At 61.8% G+C, this 22552-nt stretch carries 12 protein-coding genes, 3 tRNA genes and 3 rRNA genes; 12 read left to right on the forward strand and 6 right to left on the reverse strand.

Going from position 1 to position 22552, the window contains the following annotated elements:
- Position 1 precedes the first annotated feature (1 nt).
- Both NSO95_RS12050 and NSO95_RS12055 read right to left on the reverse strand, forming a co-directional pair.
- Complete coding sequence (locus NSO95_RS12050; RefSeq protein WP_257596522.1) at positions 2 to 523, reverse strand: YceD family protein; 522 nt, start codon at positions 521 to 523, stop codon at positions 2 to 4.
- A complete protein-coding gene (locus tag NSO95_RS12055; RefSeq protein WP_257596523.1) occupies positions 520 to 1032 on the reverse strand; it encodes a ubiquinol-cytochrome C chaperone family protein in 513 nt (170 codons plus the stop codon). Before NSO95_RS12055 ends, NSO95_RS12050 begins: the two co-directional genes overlap by 4 nt.
- Positions 1033 to 1203: 171 nt before the next feature.
- On the opposite strand from NSO95_RS12055, the gene NSO95_RS12060 reads away from it, so the two are divergent.
- From NSO95_RS12060 to NSO95_RS12080, 5 genes are all read left to right on the forward strand, one after another.
- Positions 1204 to 1674: an outer membrane protein assembly factor BamE gene (locus NSO95_RS12060; RefSeq protein ID WP_257596524.1), complete on the forward strand. Its 471-nt coding sequence runs from the start codon at positions 1204 to 1206 to the stop codon at positions 1672 to 1674.
- 56 nt (positions 1675 to 1730) lie between these two features.
- Positions 1731 to 2288: an ATP-dependent protease subunit HslV gene (gene hslV / locus NSO95_RS12065; RefSeq protein WP_301332631.1), complete on the forward strand. Its 558-nt coding sequence runs from the start codon at positions 1731 to 1733 to the stop codon at positions 2286 to 2288.
- A 116-nt stretch (positions 2289 to 2404) separates the two neighbouring features.
- The gene (gene hslU / locus NSO95_RS12070) at positions 2405 to 3706 is read left to right on the forward strand and encodes an ATP-dependent protease ATPase subunit HslU (protein WP_257596525.1); all 1302 of its coding nucleotides are present in this window, start codon (positions 2405 to 2407) and stop codon (positions 3704 to 3706) included.
- Between the two features lie 2 nt (positions 3707 to 3708).
- The gene (locus NSO95_RS12075) at positions 3709 to 4119 is read left to right on the forward strand and encodes an ACT domain-containing protein (protein WP_257596526.1); all 411 of its coding nucleotides are present in this window, start codon (positions 3709 to 3711) and stop codon (positions 4117 to 4119) included.
- Between the two features lie 89 nt (positions 4120 to 4208).
- On the forward strand, positions 4209 to 7070 hold the full coding sequence (locus tag NSO95_RS12080; RefSeq protein WP_257596527.1) for a M16 family metallopeptidase: 2862 nt from the start codon (positions 4209 to 4211) through the stop codon (positions 7068 to 7070).
- Positions 7071 to 7073: 3 nt separating this feature from the next.
- Here the strand turns inward: NSO95_RS12080 and NSO95_RS12085 are convergent, their stop codons facing one another.
- The 3 genes from NSO95_RS12085 to NSO95_RS15365 form a co-directional block, all read right to left on the reverse strand.
- A complete protein-coding gene (locus tag NSO95_RS12085) occupies positions 7074 to 8894 on the reverse strand; it encodes an ABCB family ABC transporter ATP-binding protein/permease (RefSeq protein WP_257597037.1) in 1821 nt (606 codons plus the stop codon).
- Positions 8895 to 9006: 112 nt separating this feature from the next.
- On the reverse strand, positions 9007 to 9978 hold the full coding sequence (locus NSO95_RS12090; protein ID WP_257596528.1) for a retroviral-like aspartic protease family protein: 972 nt from the start codon (positions 9976 to 9978) through the stop codon (positions 9007 to 9009).
- 76 nt (positions 9979 to 10054) lie between these two features.
- Complete coding sequence (locus tag NSO95_RS15365) at positions 10055 to 11557, reverse strand: lipopolysaccharide biosynthesis protein (RefSeq protein WP_257596529.1); 1503 nt, start codon at positions 11555 to 11557, stop codon at positions 10055 to 10057.
- 614 nt (positions 11558 to 12171) lie between these two features.
- Here NSO95_RS15365 and NSO95_RS12100 point away from each other — a divergent pair.
- The 7 genes from NSO95_RS12100 to NSO95_RS12130 all read left to right on the forward strand — a co-directional run bounded on the left by NSO95_RS12100 (position 12172) and on the right by NSO95_RS12130 (position 17695).
- Positions 12172 to 13658, forward strand: a 16S ribosomal RNA gene (locus NSO95_RS12100).
- 181 nt (positions 13659 to 13839) lie between these two features.
- Positions 13840 to 13916, forward strand: a tRNA-Ile gene (locus NSO95_RS12105).
- 14 nt (positions 13917 to 13930) lie between these two features.
- Positions 13931 to 14006: transfer RNA gene (locus NSO95_RS12110), tRNA-Ala, on the forward strand.
- Between the two features lie 54 nt (positions 14007 to 14060).
- Positions 14061 to 14315 (forward strand): hypothetical protein, encoded by a 255-nt coding sequence (locus tag NSO95_RS12115; RefSeq protein ID WP_257596530.1) that lies wholly within the window; start codon positions 14061 to 14063, stop codon positions 14313 to 14315.
- Positions 14307 to 17096: ribosomal RNA gene (locus NSO95_RS12120) — 23S ribosomal RNA — on the forward strand. Before NSO95_RS12115 ends, NSO95_RS12120 begins: the two co-directional genes overlap by 9 nt.
- A gap of 180 nt (positions 17097 to 17276) precedes the next feature.
- A 5S ribosomal RNA gene (rrf, locus tag NSO95_RS12125) occupies positions 17277 to 17391 on the forward strand.
- The 16S, 23S and 5S rRNA genes sit together here with 3 tRNA genes alongside, the layout of an rRNA operon.
- 227 nt (positions 17392 to 17618) lie before the next feature.
- Positions 17619 to 17695, forward strand: a tRNA-Met gene (locus NSO95_RS12130).
- Between the two features lie 62 nt (positions 17696 to 17757).
- Here the strand turns inward: NSO95_RS12130 and NSO95_RS12135 are convergent.
- Positions 17758 to 22482, reverse strand: coding sequence for a CHAT domain-containing tetratricopeptide repeat protein (locus tag NSO95_RS12135; RefSeq protein ID WP_257596531.1), 4725 nt, complete (start codon positions 22480 to 22482; stop codon positions 17758 to 17760).
- Positions 22483 to 22552 lie beyond the last annotated feature (70 nt).

Below are 22552 nucleotides of genomic sequence, written 5' to 3' on the forward strand. Positions count from 1 at the left end.
CTCAGCCCTTCTTGAACGCCGCCAGCGCTTCGGCCAGCGCGCCACTTGGCGCGTCATCGGTTACGATGCCTGCCTTCTTGCGCGCTGCATCGGCGTCCGGCCCTTCGGCATAGGGATCGATTGCCAGCCCCAGGGTTTGCGCGACAGCTTCGCCGAGGTCGAAGCTGTCGCCCGAGTATTCGATCTCGTCGAGTTCGGAGGCATCGAGTTCGATTTCGATCTCCGGCGTTTCCGGCGGCGCGCCTTCCGGCACGAAGCGGACGGCGATCGGTTCCTCGATATGGACAGGAAAGTCCTCGCCCGAGATGGCGCAGGTCTGCACGATATCCGCAGCCAGCTTTCCTTCGCCGTGCACAGCTTTGCCGCGATGGTCGAGCGATACCCTGGCGACCAGCGAAACGATCGATGAAATGCCGAACCGGGCGGCCAGCGCCGCACATTCGGTGTCGTTCGCCTGCAGATCGACCGCTGCCTCTGGCAAGGCGCGCGCCTTGATCGGGCGAGAGAATTCGGGCGCGCTCACGCCGCGATCTTCCCGGCGCGGAAGCCGTCGTCGGAAATCGCGGCAAACCGGTCAGCCAGCGAGCGCAGACTTGCGGCAAGCGCCGCGCCATCGGTATCGTCGAGCAAGGTCATATTCTTCGCCACGACATCCTCCATCGCCCGCGCACCGCCCAAGGCCTCGCGGAAGGCACCGATCCGCCCGCCCATCGCCGAAACCAGCTTGCCGATGTACTTGCCGATCGACGGATCGCCCAGTCCGCTTTCGCGCAGCTGGCTGTCCATGTCCTCGACGAAGAGTTCGGTCAGATAGGCGGTGTCGCGCGCCAAGGCTTCGCTTCGCTCCATCCGCAGGATCGCGAGCGCCACAACTGCGGTGATCATGTCGAACCGCCCCTCCAGCGTGTCGGCCACACCGCCATCGCGATACCAGTGCGGCTGGCGCGCCTCGCCGACGATCGCATGCCACAGCGGGCGAATGTCCTCACGCGGATCGCTGGCGGTGCCGAACAGGCGGGACAGGAAAGACATGCTGGGTGCGGCTCCGTTCGCGATATTCATGGACAATTCAACCCGCCGTCCCCAATCGCCCGAAGCGCGAAGTTGCAAGGCGGCGGCCATCGCCGTAAGGCTCGCACCGATATAGGGCAAATGCGCCCGGTTCCAAGCCGGACCGGGCGGCGGCAAGAAGGTTGGTTTTCGATGATTTCACGCAAGTCGGTTGCAGGTGTCTGCCTGGTCGTGGCGGCGTTCGCGGCGACGGGATGCACCTCGATCCGCGAGAACCGCGGCTATATCCAGGATGCGAGCCTGATCGAAGCGGTTCAGCCGGGCATCGACAACAAGGATTCGGTTGCCGCGACGCTCGGCCGCCCGACCTTCGAGAGTCAGTTCGGGGAATCGACCTGGTACTATGTTTCGAGCGTGACCGGTAGGAAGCCCTTCGTTCGCCCTCGCATCCGCGAACACAACGTTCTGGCGATCAAGTTCGATGCCTCGGGCAATGTGGTTTCGTCGCAGAACAGCGGGCTCGAAAAGGTCGTGTTCCTCTCGCCCGATGGCGACCAAACGCCGACCCTGGGCCGCGAGCGGGGTTTCTTCGAAGACCTGTTCGGCAATATCGGTACGGTCGGCGCACCCGGTGCCGGTGGCGGGGCCGGTCCGGGCGGATAGCTCGCTGCGCCTGCCGTCCGCTTGACCGGCGGGCACCGCTCCCCATATTCTGCCGCATGGACGACAGACATTCCGCTCACGGCCTGACCCCGTGGCACGGCACCACCATCGTCGGTGTCAAGAAGAACGGCAAGACCGTGGTCGCAGGCGACGGGCAGGTCTCGATGGGCAACACCGTCATGAAGCCGAACGCCCGGAAGGTGCGCCGGATCGGTGATGGCAAGGTGATCGCCGGCTTTGCCGGAGCCACCGCCGATGCCTTCACCTTGTTCGAACGGCTTGAACGCAAGCTGGAGCAGTACAGCGGCCAGCTGATGCGCGCCGCAGTCGAGCTGGCAAAGGACTGGCGGACCGACAAATACCTGCGCAATCTCGAGGCGCTGATGATCGTCGCCGACAAGGACGTGTTGCTGGTGCTGACCGGCAATGGCGACGTGCTCGAGCCTGCAGCGGGGATCACCGCGATCGGCAGCGGCGGCAACTACGCGCTCGCCGCCGCCCGCGCGCTCGATGCCTATGAAGAAGACGCCGAGCAGATCGCGCGCAAGGCGATGGCGGTCGCCGCCGATATCTGCGTCTTCACCAACGACAATGTCACTTTGGAGACGGTTTGATTTCTCGTCACCCCGGACTCGATCCGGGGTCCCGCTACCTTCCTGCGGCGGTTCCAAAGAAAGCGGGATCCCGGATCAGGTCCGGGATGACGGACTAGAGAACTGGACTGAACGAATTGACCGAAGCCCTAACTCCCAAGGCGATCGTCGCCGCGCTCGACGAGCACATCATCGGCCAGAAGGATGCCAAGCGCGCGGTCGCCGTCGCGCTGCGCAACCGCTGGCGGCGCCAGCAGCTCGGCCCCGAACTGCGCGACGAGGTCACGCCCAAGAACATCCTGATGATCGGGCCGACCGGGTGCGGCAAGACCGAGATCAGCCGCCGCCTGGCGAAACTGGCCGATGCGCCCTTCGTCAAGGTCGAGGCGACCAAGTTCACCGAGGTCGGCTATGTCGGCCGCGATGTCGAACAGATCGCGCGCGATCTGGCGGAAGAGGCGATCCGGCTGGAGAAGGAACGCCGCCGCGACGCTGTGCGCGAAGCCGCGTCGCAGGCCGCGATGGACCGGCTGCTCACCGCTCTCGTTGGCGACAATGCCTCCGAGGCGACGCGGGAAAGCTTCCGCCAGCGTATCGTGCAGGACGCGATGAACGACGTCGAGGTGGAGATCGAGGTGGCCGATGCCCCTTCGATGCCGATGGATATTCCGGGGATGGCCGGCAATGTCGGCATGATCGACCTCAGCGACATGTTCGGCAAGGCGATGGGCCGGAAGGCCACCAAGCGGCGCAAGCTCAAGGTGCCCGATGCGTGGGACCGGCTGGTCGAGGAAGAGGCCGAGAAGCGGATGGACCAGGACGATGTCGCCCGCGTCGCGCTGGAAAACGCCGAGGCCAACGGCATCGTGTTCCTCGACGAGATTGACAAGATCGCGGTCAGCGACGTTCGCGGCGGCTCGGTCAGCCGCGAGGGCGTGCAGCGCGACCTGCTGCCACTGATCGAAGGCACCACCGTTGCGACCAAATACGGGCCGATGAAGACCGACCACATCCTGTTTATCGCCAGCGGCGCGTTCCACGTCGCCAAGCCTTCCGACATGCTGCCCGAATTGCAGGGCCGTCTGCCGATCCGGGTCGAACTGCGTGCGCTGACGGAGGAGGACTTCGTCCGCATCCTCAGCGAAACCCGCGCCAACCTGGTCGAACAGTACCGCGCCTTGCTCGGCACCGAGGAGGTTACACTGGAGCTGGGTGAGGACGCGATAGCCGAGATCGCCAAGATCGCCGCCCAGGTGAACGAGACGGTCGAGAACATCGGTGCGCGGCGTTTGCAGACAGTGATGGAAAAGCTTCTCGAAGAACTCAGCTTCGGGGCCGAAGATCGCCGCGGCGAGACGGTGACGATCGACGCCGCCTATGTCCGCGAACGACTGGGCGAGCTGGCAGGCAATACCGATCTCAGCAAGTACATCCTCTAGCCATGGGCGGACCGGTCTCCGGGCGCGAAGCGATGATTGCGGCGATGGACCCGCAGCTCGATCCGCGCCGCTGGCGGTTTGTGCTCGTCAGCCCGGACACCGCCCCGCAACTGCTCGGCGCGGCCATCGCGACCTTCCGTGAAGACGAAGGCGTAGGCGCGATCGTGCCTTCTCCAGTGGCCGATGAAGCCGGACAAGCAGGCCCCGATTTCCGCCGCATCGTGCTGCAGGTCCATTCCGATCTCGAAGGCGTCGGGCTGACCGCGGCGGTGGCGACTGCGCTCGCCGATGCGGGGATCGCCTGCAATGTCGTTGCGGCGCTTCATCACGATTACCTGTTCGTGCCTGCCGCGCGAGCGGAGGAGGCACTGGCATTGCTTGAGGCGTTATCCGCCGACGCTCGTCGTGGCTGAAGGGCTGTTCGCAGAAATCCCGGCACCTGGCTTGATAGCCGGGCAGGGCGGGGGCTAGGACTTCCTCTCGAGCCATTCGGGAGATTTAGATGCTACGTGCTTTCCTCGCCGCCGGAACCGCCACCCTTGCGCTGTCTGTCGCCAGTCCGGCAACGGCGCAGGAAGGATCGGCGCAGGATGCGTCCGGGCCGATGCTCTCCGCCCCGGAGATCGCCTTTACCGAATGGACGCTGGACAATGGTCTGCGGGTGATCGCCCTGCCAGACACGGGCACCGGCACGGTCACCACCTCGCTATGGTACGATGTCGGTTCGAAGAACGATCCCGACAAGCGCTCGGGTTTCGCGCATCTGTTCGAGCATATCCTCAGCCGCAAGACCGAGAACATGCCCTATAACATGATCTACGGGCTCACCGCCGACGTCGGCGGCACGCGCAACGCCTCGACCGGGAGCGACCGGACCAATTACTACGAACAGGTCCCGGCGGCCTATCTCGAGACGATGCTGTGGACGCATCGCGAGCGTATGGCGTTGGCGGTGGTCGACCAGGATGTGTTCGACAAGGAGCGCGAGGTGGTGAAGGAAGAGCTGCGCCAGCGCGTCCTCGCGCCGCCCTATGGCCGGTTCCAGCGCTTCGTGATTCCCGAGAACGGCTACGACGTGCTGCCCCAGCGCCGTCCGGGCATCGGCAGCATCGAGGATCTCGACAGTGCCACGCTCGACGATGCGCGCGCGTTCTACGAAGCCTATTACGGCCCCGATACGGCTACGCTGATCGTGGCGGGCAATTTCGAGATCGGGAATTTGCGTGCGCTGGTCGACCGCTATTTCGCCGACATTCCGCGCCGCAGAAACCCGGTCGATGTCACGATCGATGCCCGCGAGCCGGAGCGGACTGGACCGCGCACCGTCAACGCTACCGCGCCCACCGTCCCGCTGCCGCTGGTCGGCACGATCTGGAAGTTGCCCGGCGAAACCCATCCCGACATGGCGGCGCTGGAAGTGATGGATGCGATCATGGCGCGCGGCGACAACAGCCGCATGCACAAGGCGCTGGTGCGCAGCGGCAAGGCGGTCGACGCCTCGCACTTTGCCTCCACCAGCGAGGAAGGCGGCGTGCTGGCGCAGTTCGCGGTGATCAATCCGCAGGCCGATATGGAAGAGGTCCGCACGATTCTCGTCGCCGAGCGCGACCGGATGCGCAGCGAACCGGTCACTGCAGAGGAACTGCGCGAGGCGAAGAACGAGATCATCGCCAGCGCACTGCGCCGGCGCGAGACCGCGAACGGGCGGGCGTTCGAGCTCGGCGAATCGCTGATGACGACCGGCGATCCGCTCCATGCCGACAAGCGGCTTGCGGCTATCGCGGGGATCACGGTGGAAGATGTCCAGCGGGTTGCGCAGAAATACTATGACCCTTCGACCCGCACCGACATCACCTACACCAGGGGCGAGGACGATCCATCGGCCTATGCCAATCCCGTGCCGATGCCGACTTTCGTGACACTGCCACCGGCAACCGGCACCATCCGTATGGTCAAGCCTGATGACGAACGGATGGACCCGCCTGGTCCCGGCGCATCGCCAGCCGTGGCAGCGCCGCAAATCGCCGAAACGACGCTGTCCAACGGTGTGCGGGTGGTTGCCGCCCGGACCGGGGAAGTGCCGATCGCCACCATGACTCTCGTCCTACCCGGTGGCAGCAAGACCGACCGGCGCGACAAGGCCGGGGTGGCGCAGATGGCCGCCGCGCTGGCCGACAAGGGCACGGCGACCATGACTGCAGGGGCGATCGCGGCGCGGCTGGAGAGCCTCGGCGCTTCGCTGTCTGCCGGAGCAGGCCCGGACGGCACCGTGTTCAGCCTGACCGCCCCGACGGCCAATATCGCAGCCGCAGGAATGGTGATGGCCGATGTCGTGCGCAACGCGCTCTATCCGCAAGACGAACTCGAGCGCGAACGCAAGCGCGCAATCGACGGGTTGCAGGTCGATCTGAAGGATCCGGGGAGCCTTGCAAACTATGTCCTGCGGGTCGCAATGTATGGCGATGCGCCCTACGGCTCGCAGCCCGGCGGGACGAGCGAAAGCCTCGCTGCAATCACCGCGCAAGACCTGGTCGATCACCGGACGACCTACTGGCAACCATCGGGCGCCCGCATAGTCATCAGTGGAGGCATCGCTTCGGGGGATGCAACCGAATTGGCGCGCGACCTGTTCGGCGACTGGGACCCGGCTGTGCCCGAGCCGCTGATCGAGGCAGTTCCTGCAGGCGAACCGCAGCCGGTCCGCACCATCGTGATCGACTTGCCCGAAGCTGGGCAGGCCGCCGTCGTCGCCTCGGTCCGCGCGCCCGCGCGATCCGATGCCGGGTACTTCCCGCTCCAGCTCGCCAACAGTGTGCTCGGCGGCGGATCGAGCGGGCGGCTGTTCGAGGAAATCCGTACCAAGCGGTCGCTCAGCTACGGTGCCTATTCCGGATTTGCCGACCGGGCCGACGCTTCGCTGTTGTCGGCCAGCGCGCAGACCAAGAACGAGACCGCCGATGAGGTGGCGAAGATATTCCTCGACGAGTTCGCCCGCTTGGGGAGCGATCCACTGAGCGAGGATTTGCTGGCCAAGCGGCGGTTGTTCCTGTCGGGCGGCTATTCGCGCGCGCTCGAAACCAGCGCAGGCTTCAACGGGATCGTCGCCGGGCTGCTCCAGCAAGGCCTCGCTCCGGCGGAGGCGATGCAATATGCCGCGCGGCTCGACGCGGTCGATCCTGCGGCCGCGAACGCCGCAGCGGCCGAATTCGTCGATCCTGCGCGTGCGACGATCGTGATCGTGGGCGACGCGCGCCAGTTCCTCGACGGGGTCAGGGCAATCCGGCCAGATGTCGAGGTGATCATGGCCGACGAGCTCGACCTTTCGAGCGCGGCTTTGACGCAGACTCCGGCGGCAGGCGAGTAGCGGCTATTCGGCGGCGGCGGCGGGGATGTCCTCCCGCTCCGCCTGCTGCCGGGTCCACATTTCGGCATAAAGTCCGTCGTGGCGCAGCAGCGCGCGGTGGCTGCCGCGCTCGACGATCCGGCCGTGGTCCATCACCAGGATTTCGTCGGCATCGGCGATGGTCGAAAGGCGGTGCGCAATCGACAGCGTTGTGCGGTTCTCCGACACGCGGCGCAGCGTTTCGAGGATCGCTTGCTCGGTTCCGGTGTCGAGCGCGCTGGTGGCTTCGTCGAGCAGCAGGATCGGCGGGTTCTTGACCAGCGTGCGGGCGATGGCGACGCGTTGCTTCTCGCCCCCCGACAGCTTGAGGCCGCGCTCACCGACCTCGGTGTCGAGGCCCCTTGGCAGGCGTTCGATAAGCGGCAGGATCGCCGCACCCTGTGCCGCGCGCAGGATGTCGTCCTGCGTCGCCCCGTCGCGGCCATAGGCGATGTTGTAACCGATGGTTTCGTTGAACAGCACGCTATCCTGCGGGACGATGCCGATATGCGCGCGCAGGCTGGCCTGCGTCACCAGCGCGATGTCCTGCCCGTCGATCAGGATCCGGCCTTCCCCTGGGTCGTAGAAGCGGAACAGCAGCCGCGCGATGGTGCTCTTGCCTGCTCCCGACGGACCGACGATCGCGGTGCGGTTGCCGGCCGGAACCTCGAAGCTGAGCCCGTGCAGGATCGTGCGGTCGGGATCGTAACCGAACACAACGTCCTCGAACTGCACGGTGGGGTGCTGCACCATCAGCGCAGGCGCGCCCGGTGTGTCCTCGACCTCCAGCCGGGTATCGATCAGCCGGAACATCGCCGCCATGTCGATCAGCCCCTGGCGGATCGTGCGATAGACCATGCCGAGCATATCGAGCGGGCGAAACAGCTGGACGAGGTAGGTGTTGACCAGCACCAGGTCGCCGGTGGTCAGCTGTCCGCGGCTCCAGCCCCACACGGTGTAGCCCATTGCCGCAGCCATCAGCAGGTTCATGACCAGCGCCTGCGAGATATTGAGCAAGCCGAGCGAATTCTCGCTCTTCACCGCGGCTTCGGCATAGTCGCGCGCGGCGCGTCCGTAGCGCTCGCGCTCGCGAGCCTCGGCACCGAAATATTTGACCGTTTCGTAGTTCAGCAGCGAGTCGACCGCGCGGGAGAGCGCCTGCCCGTCGAGATCGTTCATCTCCTTGCGTAGCTTGGTGCGCCATTCGGTGATCCAGCGGGTTATCGCGACGTAAGTCACCACGGTGACCGCCGTGGCGGCGACCAGTTCCCACCCGAAATTGAGGTAGAAGATCACCGCCACCGCAATCAGTTCGAGCACCGTCGGGGCGATGTTGAACAGCAGGAAATAGAGCATCGAATCGATGCTCTTGGTCCCGCGCTCGATGGTTTTGGTCACCTCGCCGGTGCGGCGGGAGAGGTGGAACCGCAGGCTCAGCCGGTGGAGGCGCGCGAAGGTGTCTTCCGCCAGGTGCCGCGTCGCTTCTTGCCCGACCCGCTCGAACACTATGTTGCGCGTGTTGTCGAAAACCACCGAGGCGAAGCGTCCGGCGGCGTAGGCGAGGACGAAGGCAAGCGCGACCATCGCAGCTTCGTTGGCCGGGGTGGTCATCGCGTCGACGGCGCTCTTGTAAGCAAAGGGTAAGGCCAGCGTGGTCGCCTTCGCCGCCAGCACCAGCAGCATGGCACCGATGATCCGGCGCTTCAGCGCTGGGTGATCGTGCGGCCAGAGATAGGGCAGGAACCGCCTGAGGGTGGCCCAGCCGTCGTAGTCGTCAGGTGCGGGGGTGGCGGCGTCGGGCGGCATGCGTTGGTCCATGTGGGGCCTGGGCCGCGGATCGGCAACGCCTTATCGCGCGGCCCGGCGTCGGCCGCAGCCGTGTCGGACGCTTCGGCTGGCCCGACATATGCAGAGCAATCTACAGTCGCGACGGGAAAAACGTATTTCGGTAAAGACCTTGATTTCCCGAAGCCCCACTCGGCACGTCGAACAATATCCGGCGGCTTTCGAAATCGATCGCGATGCGGTCGAACAGTCTGAGATCGCGCATGCCGAGGATCAGTGCCGGCCTTTTGTCGAGGCCGAGCGCCTCGAAGGCCGGTGCATCGGCATAGGCGATGCTGAGATTCTGCAGCCGCAGGCCCTGGATATCGAGCGACTTGGCAAGCGAAAGATTGCCGACCAGGTCGACCCCGTTGACGTCGGTGGTGACGAATTCCGCCTGGTTGCGCGCGCGCAGCTTGCGCTGAAGCGCGCGATTGCCGATGCTGTTCTGGGCGCCGGTATCGACGATGATCGCGGTGGTGACTCCGTCGATTTTGGCCTGCGTTATGATCAGGCGGCCGAGCCGATGGCGCGCCCGGACGATGATCTCGAAGCCCTGGTTGCCGCCGAGCGCCTTGGCATCGTCGACCGCGATCGTATCGGTCCGGAAATCGATCATGACGCGCAAATCCTGCAGGCTGTCGAGCCCGAGGATACCGTCCGCCCCGATGTTGCGTTCCTTGAGCATCGGCGCTTCGATGTTGTCGAACGTCCGGGATGCGAATTGAAGGCCGTTGACCTCGAAAATCTCGACCGGCACGCGACTGGCCATGCCGACCAGTGTTGCGGTCCCGATCAGCTCGAGCCCCAGCTTGTCCTTGAGACCTTCGGTCACCACGGTGGCCTGTGAGCCGGTATCGATCATGAAGCGGAAGGGGCCCTGTCCGTCGATCGTTACCGGCACGGTCATCCGCTCGTAGAAGTCCTGGTTGACCTCAACCAGCTGCGGTTCGGGTCCGGCTGTCTCTGCTTGCAGTGCCGGTTCGGCAACTTCCTGCGGCACCGGGATCGCGCTGTTCGCGTTCGTGCTCGCAAGTGCTGCGGCAAGCAATGGAGTGAAAACCATGCGCCGTCCTCTCCGTATTTTGTGCCACGGAGGATACCACGCCTGATCGCTGCGGCAAAACCGTATCGACGAACGCCTATTCGGCGGGCGCGAACGCCGCATCCTGGCGGGCAGGGGGGCGGACCATCGCCCAGCTCTCGCGCAGGATCTGCGGCCGGGCAAGCCACAGGACTATACCATAGGTGAGCGCGCCGAGCGGGGCGAGCGCGAGTAGCTGGAGCGGCGGTGCCCATCCGGCCACCGGCAGGCTTGCCCAGTACACGGTCGCCGCCATCGCGAGGCAGGCAGCGGCGATCGGCGCGAGTTCGGCCAGCAGATCGCGGAAAGACGCCTCGATCGCCCGCATGGTGAGCACGAGCGTGATCACCAGCAGCGCCGGGGAAGCGACCCACCATGCATGGACCAGACCCATCGGCCCTCCGGCAATTCCGAAACTGAAGGCCAGCGGAAAGATGATCGCGCCGGCCAGGCTGGTCGCTACATAGATGCGCGGTCGGCCGATTGCGTTGGTGGCGGGGGAGCAGACGATCTGCATCGCAAATAGGGGCATGGCGAGGGCCAGGCCGGCAATTATCGGGATCATCTCGGCCCATTTCTCGCCGCCGATGGTCAGGATCGCCGGACCCGCCGTGAGCGACAGCCCGACATACAGCGGCGCAGTCACCAGCATCACCGTGCGGACCGTACGGATGAAATAGGGTGCGAGCGGGCGGTTCATCTTGTGCAGCTCGGCATAGGCGGGGAAGGCGACTTCGTTGATCGGCGGGAGAAAACGCCCGGTCACGACCAGCGCAAGGAACAGCGATTCGGCGTAGATGCCGAGATCGTGGGTCGAAAAGCTGCGCCCGGCGATAAAGATGTCGCTCTGGCTCTGGACGATCCATAGTAGCTGGCACAGCGTCAGCGCCCCGCCGAAGGACACGATATCGCCCGCGCCGCGGAAATCGAACACCGGCTTTACCAGCAATCGCGCGGAGATCGTCAGTCCCAGCGCGCGCACGCCCGCCATGGCAATCGGTGCGTAAACCAGCGCCCAGACGCCGAAGCCTTCGAGCGCGAGGATCAACGCCACTGCCGCGCCGACCAGCGCGCAAAGCAGGTTTACCAGTCCCTGACTGCGAAATTCGATCCGCCGCGCAAGGAGGGCCGAGGGCAAGGCGATGAACGGTGTCGCGAGGAAGATCAGCGCCTGGATGCGCAGCATGTCGGCGACCTCCGGCTCGCCATAATATGCCGCGACTGACGGGGCGATCAGCACCTGCGCCAAGGCAATGCCCGCGTTGGCAACGATCAGCATGCCGAACACCTGCCCGATCCGGCGCTCGCTCACGTCGTCCGCCTGGATAAGCGAGGTTGCGAAGGAATAGCCGTTGAGGAAGGCGAGCGCAGCGAGCACCGCCTGCGTCATCGCGAACAGGCCGTAATCGCTCGGCTCAAGAATTCGGAACACGGCGATCGTGCTCGCCCAGGTGATCGCCTGCGCGAGCACCTGACTCCCCCACCGCCATACAAGCGCGCTGCGCACACGCGACGCGAATCCCGAATCATCGGGTTGAATGGGCGGGTTGGACGTACTCACAAGGCGCGGTTAACCCTGAAAGGTGAAGAATCCGGCAAGCGCGCCACGGGAATCGAGAGCCCGATTCACCCTGAATCCAGCAAGGAGCGGGCAATATCGGCCGCAAACCGCTGATTTCACGGGCTTGCTCTTCAGTTGGCTGTCAGGCCGCCTAGAGGACAAGCCTTTGAATTTTCGTAGTATTGTGACTTTTGTGAAATAAAATTGCAAAAAGGCGTTGACCGAATCCGGCGACGGGCATAGATGGCCCTCACCGACGCGGCACTGACGGTTTCCACCGGCCCTGCTGCTTCGGTCGCCAAAATCAAACGGACAACCGGTCCCCCGGTGAAAATCGGGGCTCCATTGTTGTCCGCCTTTTGATGTCTTGGCGGCTCTTTGACATTGTTGGTTTTTGATGAAGGGACATGTGGGCGACGGCGCCAGGTCCGGGGATTTTAAGGCTCCGGATACCTGTTAAAACAAGCCGATTGCCACATCCTGCTGATCACCACGATCAGTTGCGATGATGCATGTTCATTCGTATCCATTACGTTTGACAGTGCAGGTATCGGCTCCTTGAAGCTTACGCCTTGCCGGTTTGCGGTTTACCGTGCCGGTTTGGTGTATGACACAAACTTGAGAGTTTGATCCTGGCTCAGAACGAACGCTGGCGGCATGCCTAACACATGCAAGTCGAACGAGACCTTCGGGTCTAGTGGCGCACGGGTGCGTAACGCGTGGGAACCTGCCCTTAGGTTCGGAATAACTCAGAGAAATTTGAGCTAATACCGGATAATGTCTTCGGACCAAAGATTTATCGCCTTTGGATGGGCCCGCGTTGGATTAGCTAGTTGGTAGGGTAAAGGCCTACCAAGGCGACGATCCATAGCTGGTCTGAGAGGATGATCAGCCACACTGGGACTGAGACACGGCCCAGACTCCTACGGGAGGCAGCAGTGGGGAATATTGGACAATGGGCGAAAGCCTGATCCAGCAATGCCGCGTGAGTGATGAAGGCCTTAGGGTTGTAAAGCTCTTTTACCAGGGATGATAATGACAGTACCTGGAGAATAAGCTCCGGCTAACTCCGTGCCAGCAGCCGCGGTAATACGGAGGGAGCTAGCGTTGTTCGGAATTACTGGGCGTAAAGCGCGCGTAGGCGGCGATCCAAGTCAGGGGTGAAATCCCGGGGCTCAACCCCGGAACTGCCTCTGAAACTAGATTGCTAGAATCCTGGAGAGGCGAGTGGAATTCCGAGTGTAGAGGTGAAATTCGTAGATATTCGGAAGAACACCAGTGGCGAAGGCGACTCGCTGGACAGGTATTGACGCTGAGGTGCGAAAGCGTGGGGAGCAAACAGGATTAGATACCCTGGTAGTCCACGCCGTAAACGATGATAACTAGCTGTCCGGGTTCATAGAACTTGGGTGGCGCAGCTAACGCATTAAGTTATCCGCCTGGGGAGTACGGTCGCAAGATTAAAACTCAAAGGAATTGACGGGGGCCTGCACAAGCGGTGGAGCATGTGGTTTAATTCGAAGCAACGCGCAGAACCTTACCAGCCTTTGACATCCTAGGACGACTTCTGGAGACAGATTTCTTCCCTTCGGGGACCTAGTGACAGGTGCTGCATGGCTGTCGTCAGCTCGTGTCGTGAGATGTTGGGTTAAGTCCCGCAACGAGCGCAACCCTCGTCCTTAGTTGCCATCATTAAGTTGGGCACTTTAAGGAAACTGCCGGTGATAAGCCGGAGGAAGGTGGGGATGACGTCAAGTCCTCATGGCCCTTACAGGCTGGGCTACACACGTGCTACAATGGCGTTGACAGTGGGCAGCTAGACCGCGAGGTCATGCTAATCTCTAAAAGACGTCTCAGTTCGGATTGTTCTCTGCAACTCGAGAGCATGAAGGCGGAATCGCTAGTAATCGCGGATCAGCATGCCGCGGTGAATACGTTCCCAGGCCTTGTACACACCGCCCGTCACACCATGGGAGTTGGGTTCACCCGAAGGCGTTGCGCTAACTCGCAAGAGAGGCAGGCGACCACGGTGGGCTTAGCGACTGGGGTGAAGTCGTAACAAGGTAGCCGTAGGGGAACCTGCGGCTGGATCACCTCCTTTCTAAGGATATTGGCGGAAAGCGCCGGCTCTTGCAGTCGGAAGTGCTTCCTCCTCTTCCAAAGAACATTGCCGTCGTCCTCATGTCCTTTCATCATCGGATACAGCTCGCAGGGAAACTTGCGTGCTGTTTGCCTGAGCTGGCTCTTGCCGCCCGCGGCCTTTTGGCCGGTTCGGGTCGGGCGGGCCGGTAGCTCAGTTGGTTAGAGCGCACCCCTGATAAGGGTGAGGTCGGAGGTTCAAATCCTCCTCGGCCCACCAAGCGCCTGGCCTTAGGGGCCTTAGCTCAGCTGGGAGAGCGGTTGCTTTGCAAGCATCAGGTCATCGGTTCGATCCCGATAGGCTCCACCAGGCACTTGCGCGTAGCGGTTTTCCGCAGGAGCGCCGCAAGAACATATCCGATAGATGAAACGAAAACAGATCCTGCTTCGGCAGGTAGGCGACATCTGGTCGCCGTTCTTTGACATTGTGAATGGGTTTTTAAATCGATGCCGTGGCGGTATCGTCGTAAAGGTGCGGGCCTTCGGGGCCGCGATCTGCGCGATTGATATCATCACAAATAATCAAATTGATTATCTGGCTGAGATATCTTCCGCACTATCTTCAAGCGATCGGCTTTTATGCAGGCCTGTCGTTGATGGTGTGGATTCTCAAGCGTGAGGTAAGAGCATTTGGTGGATGCCTTGGCACATACAGGCGATGAAGGACGTGGCACGCTGCGATAAGCGTCGGGGAGTTGTGAGCAAACTTTGATCCGACGATTTCCGAATGGGGAAACCCACCCTCACCATTTCCTTTCGGCCCACTTCGGTGGTCCGGAAAGAGGTGGATAGGGTATTACCGAGCTGAATATATAGGCTTGGTGAAGCGAACCCGGGGAACTGAAACATCTCAGTACCTGGAGGAAAAGACATCAACCGAGATTCCCGTAGTAGTGGCGAGCGAACCGGGACCAGGCCAGTGCCTTCATGTAAATTAGCGGAACACTCTGGAAAGTGTGGCCATAGTGGGTGATAGCCCCGTACGCGAAAATGATCATGAAGGACTCGAGTAGGGCGGGACACGTGAAATCCTGTCTGAACATGGGGGGACCACCCTCCAAGCCTAAATACTCGTATGTGACCGATAGCGAACACAGTACCGTGAGGGAAAGGTGAAAAGCACCCCGATTAGGGGAGTGAAATAGTACCTGAAACCGAATGCTTACAAGCAGTGGGAGCCCCATAGGGGGTGACCGCGTACCTCTTGCATAATGGGTCAGTGACTTAATCTACCATGCAAGCTTAAGCCGTTAGGTGTAGGCGCAGCGAAAGCGAGTCTGAATAGGGCGACTGAGTATGGTGGATTAGACCCGAACCCCGGCGATCTAGGCATGGCCAGGTTGAAGGTGCGGTAACACGCACTGGAGGACCGAACCGGTGAATGTTGAAAAATTCTCGGATGAGCTGTGTTTAGGGGTGAAAGGCCAATCAAGCCGGGAAATAGCTGGTTCTCCGCGAAATCTATTGAGGTAGAGCGTCGGACGTATGCCGATGGGGGTAGAGCACTGGATGGGCTAGGGCTGCGCGAGCGGTACCAAACCTAACCAAACTCCGAATACCATCGAGTCTTATCCGGCAGACAGACGGCGGGTGCTAAGGTCCGTCGTCAAAAGGGAAACAGCCCTAACCTACAGCTAAGGTCCCCAAGTCATCACTAAGTGGGAAAGCATGTGGGATTTCCAAAACAACCAGGAGGTTGGCTTAGAAGCAGCCATCCTTTAAAGAAAGCGTAACAGCTCACTGGTCTAAATAAGAGATCCTGCGGCGAAGATGTAACGGGGCTAAAGTGATGCACCGAAGCTTAGGGTTCAGAATTTATTCTGAGCGGTAGCGGAGCGTTCCGTAAGTGGTTGAAGCCGAAGGGTAACCGACGGTGGACATATCGGAAGTGCGAATGCTGACATGAGTAGCGACAAAGAGGGTGAGATACCCTCTCGCCGAAAGACCAAGGGTTCCTGCGCAACGCTAATCGGCGCAGGGTGAGCCGGCCCCTAAGACGAGCCCGAAGGGGGTAGTCGATGGGAACCACGTTAATATTCGTGGGCCTGGAGATGTGTGACGGATCGTGGAAGTTGTGTGTCCTTATTGGATTGGACATGCAGCCAAGCGGTTCCAGGAAATAGCCTCTCCGTATAGACCGTACCCGAAACCGACACAGGTGGTCAGGTAGAGTATACCAAGGCGCTTGAGAGAAGTATCCTGAAGGAACTCGGCAAATTGCCTCCGTACCTTCGGAAGAAGGAGGCCCCATCTTAAGGCAACTTTTGGTGGGGGGCACAGGCCAGGGGGTAGCGACTGTTTAGCAAAAACACAGGACTCTGCTAAGTCGGCTTCAAGACGACGTATAGGGTCTGACGCCTGCCCGGTGCTTGAAGGTTAAGAGGAGGAGTGCAAGCTCCGAATTGAAGCCCAAGTAAACGGCGGCCGTAACTATAACGGTCCTAAGGTAGCGAAATTCCTTGTCGGGTAAGTTCCGACCTGCACGAATGGCGTAACGACTTCCCCACTGTCTCCAGGATATGCTCAGCGAAATTGAATTCTCCGTGAAGATGCGGAGTACCCGCGGTTAGACGGAAAGACCCCGTGCACCTTTACTGCAGCTTCAGAGTGGCATTAGGAAAGAGTTGTGTAGCATAGGTGGGAGGCTTTGAAACTTGGGCGCCAGTCCGAGTGGAGCCATAGGTGAAATACCACCCTGCTGTTTTCTGATGTCTAACCACGCACCGTTATCCGGTGTTGGGACCCTCTGTGGCGGGTAGTTTGACTGGGGCGGTCGCCTCCTAAAGAGTAACGGAGGCGCGCGATGGTAGGCTCAGGCCGGTTGGAAACCGGCTGTTAGAGTGCAATGGCATAAGCCTGCCTGACTGCGAGACTGACGAGTCGAGCAGAGACGAAAGTCGGTCATAGTGATCCGGTGGTCCCTCGTGGAAGGGCCATCGCTCAACGGATAAAAGGTACGCCGGGGATAACAGGCTGATGATTCCCAAGAGCTCATATCGACGGAATCGTTTGGCACCTCGATGTCGGCTCATCACATCCTGGGGCTGGAGCAGGTCCCAAGGGTTTGGCTGTTCGCCAATTAAAGTGGTACGTGAGCTGGGTTCAGAACGTCGCGAGACAGTTTGGTCCCTATCTGCCGTGGGCGTCGATACTTGAAAGGAGTTGCCCCTAGTACGAGAGGACCGGGGTGAACATACCTCTGGTGTACCTGTCATCCTGCCAAGGGTGCCGCAGGGTAGCTATGTATGGACGGGATAACCGCTGAAAGCATCTAAGCGGGAAGCCTCCCTTAAGATTAGGTATCTTCGAGTCGTGATAGACCATCACGTTGATAGGCCGGGTGTGGAAGCGCAGTAATGTGTGGAGCTAATCGGTCCTAATAACTCTGATCATGCTTGATGAATCTGCACCATCAATGTCAGCCCTGCCAGGAAACTGGAAAGGTTCGATCATCGATGATGTCGGAAGACGTCACAGCCAGATCAATCGCCCAATACCCTTGATAAAAGTGCATCGATTTAAACCCCCAGGTTATACGACCGGCATCGCCGGTCAAAACCAGTGTCCGCCTGCTTTATTGCTTGGTGACCATAGCGTCTGTGACCCACCCGATCCCATCTCGAACTCGGCCGTGAAACCGGACAGCGCCGATGGTACTAACGCTCAAGCGTTGGAAGAGTAGGTCGTCGCCAGGCATTACAGCCGGCGGGCATGGAGGTAACAAACCCATTCACAAGTCGAAGGGCTGACCCCACAAGGGCAGCCCTTTTGGCGTCTCTGGCGAAAGCCGGAACGCCGGATTTGTTCGCCATCGAAACCCGACGGGTTTCGCAAGGCCGACCGGCCGCCCGAAGCGCTCCGCGCGGAGGAAAGCCAAGTCGACGGATGTCGACACCGGCGATTGAGGCAAACAGACAGGTGCCGCGGGGTGGAGCAGTCCGGTAGCTCGTCAGGCTCATAACCTGAAGGTCGTTGGTTCAAATCCAACCCCCGCAACCACCACCAACAAGCCGCCTTCGGGCGGCTTTTTTGTTGCCTGATGTGTGTTGCCTTGCCGCCGACTACTCTCCGCTGACCAGCGTGAAGGGAGCCCAGGCGCTCGGATGCGCCCAGCTCGTCTCGACCAGTTCGCCGCGATCGTTCGGTTGCTTGCCGTCGGCGGATTTGTCGACGCGGATGCTCGTCATCGCGGCCTGCAACGCTCCTGCGCGCGAGATTTGCGGATCATCCCGCCTTGCTTCGACCGCCTTTGCCGTAAGCAGCGCAGCAACATCGTCACGGATATACCAGTGCGAGACGAGGAGGCTGCGCGCTCCGGCGTGGAAGAAAGACCGGGCAAGTCCGGACAGGGCCGAGGCGCCCGCTTTCCCGTCCGATGCCGCCGTGTTGCACGCCGACAGAATGATCCATTCGGCCGAAAGGTCGAGCCCGGCGATTTCCGACGCGGTGAGGTAGCCGTCGTCCATCGCGGTGGCTTCCTGCGGGGGCGAAAAGATCAGTCCCGGCTCGGCAAGTCCCTTTACCTCGCCCGCCATGATGCCGTGGGTGGCAAAGGCGATCACATCGACCTGCTTCAGGTCGCTCGTACGGACCAGTCGTTCGGTCGCCGCCACGCCAAGTTTGACCGAAGACTCGGGTGATCCGAAGGCCTCGCGCAGGCTTTGCAATTCCCGCGCGGTGCCGGGCAGCCGATCCATCTTGCGCAGCACCGCAAGGTCGATGGCGGCACCGTTCCACAAATCGCCGATCACTTCCTTCGGGCCGCGCGTTCCGCGCGCACCGCGCGCCTTGGCTTCGCCTTCGAGCAGCGGATCGCCGAAGCCCGCGAACGAAAGGTCCCCGACAGAGCGCACGCGCTTCTCTTCGCGCAGCAGCACGAAGGACCGCACTGCAGGGATCTGGGTCAGTTCGAACTCGTCGATCAACCAGCGTGTCGCGCGCAGCGTATCCGGATCGTCGTCGCGGCCGGATGCGATCTCGCTTACCAGCACCGAGAAGGGGAGCGACCCGAGCGGACCACCCGGCGAAACCAGCAGCTTCTTGCGGCCATCGAGCAGATCGGCGAACGGCGTAATGAACTCGCGGTACAGCCGGTTGGCGGTCTCGCGGTCGAACCCTTGCCAGCCGCCATCGACCGCTGCCGACCATTCGCGGGTTTCGGCAGCAGAGGCATTGCCCGCGCCGAGGAAGAAGCGCAGCCGGCGCACCGCCAGATCGACCTCGTCCAGCGTCATGTCGGATTGCTGCCACCGCATGCCGTCGCGGGTGACCATCACCATCTGTGTGCCGAACCGGCCGGGTGAAACGAGCAGCATGGCTTCGTCCTCGGACAACAGGCCCTGGACCTTGTCCAGCTCGACCGGTTCCGATGTGGTAATCTCGTAGAAGCGCGGATAATCGGTGGCGATCTTGTCTTCGATCGCGCGCAACCGGTCCACATTGGCGGAGAACTCGCTCTCTCCCTGTTCGCCGTATTTGACCTCCTGTCCGGTGCGGGCATTCTTGTACAAGGTCGACGACACCAGATCGCGCTCGGCGATGAGATCGTTGAACGCCGGATCGTCATTCGTCAGCGAGCTGCGCGCGATCGACTGCGCGATCGCCAGGTCGGCGGCCCCCATGATCGACCACTGGATGTTGCGGAACACCTGTTCATCGCTGGCGGGCGTGCCACCGTCGGCCTTTTCGCGCCACCACAGCGCGAGCACTTCGCCGAACATGGCCGGAGCCATCTGCATCATATCGAGCTGCATGCCGGCATCGAGCGAACTGCGACTCGCGAGCCTCCATTGCTGCTCCAGGCCTTCGACCAGCGATTTGGCGCTCTCGAGCCCGCGGGCGCGCCATTCGGCTTTTCGGACACCCAGTGCAACGCCGACATAGCGGGTCTGCTGCTGAAACAGGCTCCACCGCGTATCTTGCGGGAAGTCGAGCGATCGCTGCAGATAGCGCTCGGCAGCGGCCTCATCGCCTGCGCGCATTGCGGCTTCCGCCGCCGCAGCATAGGCTGCCGCGTAGACTGCGAACAACTGGCCCATACTCTTGTCGCTTGCCATCAATGCGAGAAGCTGCGCGTCGCTTGCTTCCGGCCCAATCTCCTTTCGCGCGAATTCGATCAGCGTATCGCCGAATTCGAAGATCCCGCTGCCTTGCATAGCTTCGAGCGCTTCGGGCCAAAGCGCCATCCGACCGAAGATACCTGCTCTCATCGAATACAACCGCCCATTGAGCAGGAATCCCCGAATGTCGAACCGCTCTTCGGGCATTGCGGGCTGCGCGGCGAGATAGGCATCGTTGGCGTCGATCGCTTCGGAGATGTAATCGAGTGCCTTCTCGCTTTCTCCCGAAGCCTCGGCAAACTCTGCCAGATGCAAGGCCCAGCTCGAGATTTGCTGGCGTTCGAACTCGGCCAGTTCGTCTTCGGACATCCTGCCGTACCTGGCTTCGGCGATCACACTCCACGGTTCGAGATAGGGCAGGATCTTCGCTGCCTTGTCGATCTCGCGCTTGGCGAGGAAGATTATGAACATGGCTTCGCGGATGGGGCGGAACTGGGTTTCGGAACCGGAGTATTCCTTGTTTCCGAACTGGCCCGATTCCTCCATCTTGGTGAGCAGGATCAGGAGCTGTTCGGCCTTGCCAAGCTGGGAGTAGAACTGGATCAGTTCCTGAAGCGCTTTGCGCGATTCGAAAAAGCTTCCTCCGATGTAGATGGTGCCAGGTTCTTTCGCCTTTCCCGACAGATAGGCATCGACCAGGCGCAGATACGACCGCTCCGCATCACCGGTCCGGCCCATTTCGCGCTCGAGCTGGGCCTTGGTAAGGAGTATGCCTTCCTGATCCCCCAGAGGGTAGCCCATGCTGTCGGCAGCGGTAGCCGCCCAGTCGAGAAACCTTACCGCGTCTTCGGGACGTCCCTCGATCAGGCAGTCGGCGGCATAGCCCTGCAGGCCACCCTTCAGCGCGTTGTAAAATGCGCCCTTGGGGTCCTGCGGCGACAGATGTCCGTAACCGAAACTGAAATAAGGTTCGGGCGCGCGGACGGAAACCGCCATCATCGGAGGCGGGGTCATGTCATCCGTCAAGGACGCTCGGGCCGCCGCCTCTGCCTTTGCCTGGGCTTCGAGGCGGGCAAGGGTAGCGGTGCTCAGTTCGCAAATGCGCCATCTTGCGGGAATCTCGTAGGGCTTGGCGTATTGCCAACTGGAAACCCCCCGGTAGATTCCCATTGCGAGGTAGAGATTGTGATCGGTCGGCTCGAACAGTTTCAAGCCGAGATCGACCAGCCGGTCGGCCTTGGCGCGGGCGGTTTCGCCGTCGTTCTTCAGATAGGCTGAGATAGCCTCCTGCGGCAGGCGGTAGAATTCCGCCTTGTCCTTTTCGCGCTTGGGGTCGAGCGTCTTGGAATACTCGCTCATTGCCATCCACGCGCTGCTGCATGGCTGGTAGAAAGTTTCCTTGCCGGTCGGGTCCGGGTAGGCGCAGGCCATCTGCTTGGCGACGATCGCATCCGCTCGATTGGCAAAACCCAATTCACGCAGCCGCCGCGCGATGGTCAGCGCGACATTCCCGTCGAGATCGGGGTCCGGCTCGGTCCCATCCCGCTCCAGCTTCATCGCCGTCATATCCTCGGTGCGTCCGAGGCGATCGTAGTAATAGAGGAGTTCGTCCTGCAGGCTGATGATCTTCGCTTCGTCGCGCGGATAGCTGCGCTGTGCTGCGTATAGCGCGCCTTCATAGGCCTTCGCCGCGCCTGCATCGTCGCCCTTGAAGTCGAGCCGCCGCCCTTGGAACTCGCGGATTTCGATCAATGCGGCGCTATTTGAGCAGATGATCTCGCAATTGGCCTGAAGCTTTCCCGCAGCTTCGGCGAGCAGGGCGAACGCGGCGGTTTCATCCGTTTCCTCCGCCGCCCAGAAGAGGTCCTCCACCCGCCAAGGAATGCGCAGGTCGAGTGCTCTCGCTTCCGCCAGCTTGCCGGCACCTTCGTTGATCCGGGCGAGATAATAGAGCTGGTCGTAGACATTGTCGCCGGCGTAATCGCCCAAGGCCTCGCTGCGCGAGACGTAGCTAGCCGCCTCTTCGAGCGGGATATCTCCGAGCCGGTCGATCTCGTCGTGAAACTCGTAAATATCGGCGAGGAAATCGGTTCGCGCCCGCATGTCGCCAACCCCGATATTGATCGCTTCCAGATCGCCGGTGAACAGCGCAAGACCGCCGTCGATATTGCCGGTTCGCATGCGTGCCTGGGCGAGCGACGAGAGATGCGTCAGGCTGGCAGCGGAATAACGCTGCATGTCGAGCAAATCGTCGCGGCCGAGCGCTTCGTTCTCCGCCTCGCGGTGTGCGGTCAGCACCACATGAGCTTCGTGCATCCTCCCGGTGTGAAACAGCGCCATGCCATAGGTGTAGTGCACGTAGAGCGTCGCCGGGTCGGTGCGGCCTAGCGCTGTATCGGCATTGCGGTAAGCAGCTTCGAGCAGCGGCACCGCGTCTCCGGGCCGCTCCAACGCGATCAGGATTGCGCCATGCGTGGCAGCGGTCCGCGCCGCAGCCGTCGCATCGCTCTCAGCACCTAGCGCATCGATCGCCTGCTGCGAAAGCACCAGCGCTTCTTCGAATTCGCCGCGATTGTAGGCGGCGACAGCCTCGACCAGATTGGGAGACTCGCCCGTTTCCTGCGCGGCAAGCGGCTGGGCGAGGCATGCCGAAATCAGTGCGACGAACTGCCAAGCCTTGTTGCGGCGGCTTGCCCGGACCAGGTCTTGCGCGATTGTCCCCAGCATCCATCGTCCCCCCGGGACGGGATGCTATGGCATCGCAGGCGAATCCACAAGTCCGCTTGGGGACCGAAAA

This window comes from Parerythrobacter lacustris (genome assembly GCF_024626475.1).
Classification (GTDB): domain Bacteria; phylum Pseudomonadota; class Alphaproteobacteria; order Sphingomonadales; family Sphingomonadaceae; genus Parerythrobacter_A; species Parerythrobacter_A lacustris.

What these genes read in the sequence shown, in the direction of transcription:
- NSO95_RS12055 (WP_257596523.1), bottom strand. Translation starts at nt 1,032, where the DNA reads ATGTCTTTCCTGTCCCGCCTGTTCGGCACCGCCAGCGATCCGCGTGAG.
- NSO95_RS12060 (WP_257596524.1), top strand. Translation starts at nt 1,204, where the DNA reads ATGATTTCACGCAAGTCGGTTGCAGGTGTCTGCCTGGTCGTGGCGGCG.
- hslV (WP_301332631.1), top strand. Translation starts at nt 1,731, where the DNA reads ATGGACGACAGACATTCCGCTCACGGCCTGACCCCGTGGCACGGCACC.
- NSO95_RS12075 (WP_257596526.1), top strand. Translation starts at nt 3,709, where the DNA reads ATGGGCGGACCGGTCTCCGGGCGCGAAGCGATGATTGCGGCGATGGAC.
- NSO95_RS12080 (WP_257596527.1), top strand. Translation starts at nt 4,209, where the DNA reads ATGCTACGTGCTTTCCTCGCCGCCGGAACCGCCACCCTTGCGCTGTCT.
- NSO95_RS12085 (WP_257597037.1), bottom strand. Translation starts at nt 8,894, where the DNA reads ATGCCGCCCGACGCCGCCACCCCCGCACCTGACGACTACGACGGCTGG.
- NSO95_RS12090 (WP_257596528.1), bottom strand. Translation starts at nt 9,978, where the DNA reads ATGGTTTTCACTCCATTGCTTGCCGCAGCACTTGCGAGCACGAACGCG.
- NSO95_RS12115 (WP_257596530.1), top strand. Translation starts at nt 14,061, where the DNA reads ATGAAACGAAAACAGATCCTGCTTCGGCAGGTAGGCGACATCTGGTCG.
- NSO95_RS12135 (WP_257596531.1), bottom strand. Translation starts at nt 22,482, where the DNA reads ATGCTGGGGACAATCGCGCAAGACCTGGTCCGGGCAAGCCGCCGCAAC.